The sequence below is a fragment of the Chengkuizengella marina genome, assembly GCF_009910845.1.
GTDB lineage: Bacteria > Bacillota > Bacilli > Paenibacillales > KCTC-33759 > Chengkuizengella > Chengkuizengella marina.
The window spans coordinates 1-1,769 of record NZ_SIJB01000087.1 but is presented as its reverse complement, the minus strand read 5'-3'; the positions used below and the strand labels follow the sequence as shown (position 1 = coordinate 1,769).

Annotated in this window: 1 protein-coding gene; it reads left to right on the top strand. The window is 39.9% G+C overall.

Annotated elements, in window-relative coordinates; all coding sequences use genetic code 11:
- The coding region (locus tag ERL59_RS20600; RefSeq protein ID WP_160648107.1) for a non-ribosomal peptide synthetase at nt 1–1,769 on the top strand (1,769 nt) is incomplete at both ends.

The following is a 1,769-nucleotide window of genomic DNA, read 5'->3' as shown; positions in this document are numbered from 1 at the left end:
GATACGGAGCAAGCATTTCCAAGTGATGTATGTGTGCATGAACTCTTTGAAGCACAGGCAGCACGCACGCCAGAAGCGTTGGCGGTTACGTTTGAAGGTGTATCGTTAACTTATAGGGAGCTGAATGAGCAGGCAGAGCAGTTAGCAGTATATTTGCAACGTTTAGGTGTAGGACCAGATGTACTGGTTGGCGTGTATATGGAGCGATCGTTAGATTTGATCGTTAGTTTTCTTGGGATATGGAAAGCAGGAGGAGCTTATGTTCCGTTAGATCCATTTAATCCTAGTCAACGTCTATTGCATATGGTAGAAGACAGCGGGGCGAAAATCATACTGACACAGCGTCATTTACAAGGAAAGTTAGAGGTAGCAGAAGACATAGCAATAATTAGTATGGATGAGGTAAACAGGGAAGGCTTGTTGGACGAATACGGGAGTGTACCTATACTAGAGCGCAAAGTACAGCCACATCATCTTGCTTATGTGATTTATACTTCTGGTTCTACAGGGCGTCCTAAAGGGGTCATGGTCGAGCATAAGTCGGTAGTAAATCATATGTACTGGATGTATACTCAGTTTCATTTGGATTCAACAGAAAGAGTGTTGTTTCGGACGTCTATAAGTTTTGATCCATCGGTATTGGAACTGTTATTACCTTTTATTACTGGTGGATTGCTCATTGTAGCACATCCACAGGTTAATGAAGACTTGGACGATTTAGTAAGTACGATACAGGAAAATAAAGTAACTACTTTACAATTAGTTCCATCATTGTTAGGTCTTCTTTTAGAAAATAATAGTTTTTTGAGATGTCATTCATTACGACGAGTGTTTTGTGGCGGTGAAGCAATGACCATTGCGCTACAAAATAAATTTTTTAGTCAAATGAACACAGAATTATATAACTTATATGGACCAACAGAAGGAACGATAGATACAACATTCTGGAGTTGTGACCCAGAACATCAAAAGAGAACGGTACCAATAGGAAAAGCAATATCTAATATAAAGACGTACATATTGGATAAAAACTTACAACCAGTACCTATTGGAGTGTCAGGGCAATTATATATTGGTGGAGATGGACTAGCTCGAGGATATAGAAATCCAGATTTAAATGCTGAACGATTTATTTCCATTCCATTAAGTAGTCATGTGTTAGGTGAAACATTATACTACACAGGTGATCTTGTGAGATATGCATCAGATGGAAATATTGAATACATCGGCCGTATAGATCATCAAGTAAAGATCAATGGAGTACGAATGGAACTTGGAGAAATTGCCACAGTATTGCATAGTCATGATCAGGTAAAAGAAGCAATCGTCATTGTACGAGAGGATGAGTATATAGGAAAGCAGCTCATTGCGTATGTGGTAGTAGATGAGCAGCAAGAACATATGGATCATATCCTGCAACATTACATGACAGAGCAGTTACCACAAGTGATGGTGCCATCGGTATACGTGTTCCTGGATGCACTACCATTAAATGCAAACGGGAAAGTAGATCGAAAAGCATTGCCAGTACCAGATACGTATGTTGCCGAAGAGCAGGTTGTCCATCCGTCTACATCAATAGAAAAAACAGTAGCTAGAGCGTGTCAGGAACTGCTAGGGACTAACAACATCAGTATGTCCGATAACTTTTTCAAACTAGGAGGACATTCATTACTAGCAGCACAGTTTATTTCTCGGTTACGAAAAACATTGGATGTAGAAATTGCATTACGTACCGTTCTCGATACTACCACATTAGCGGCATTAGC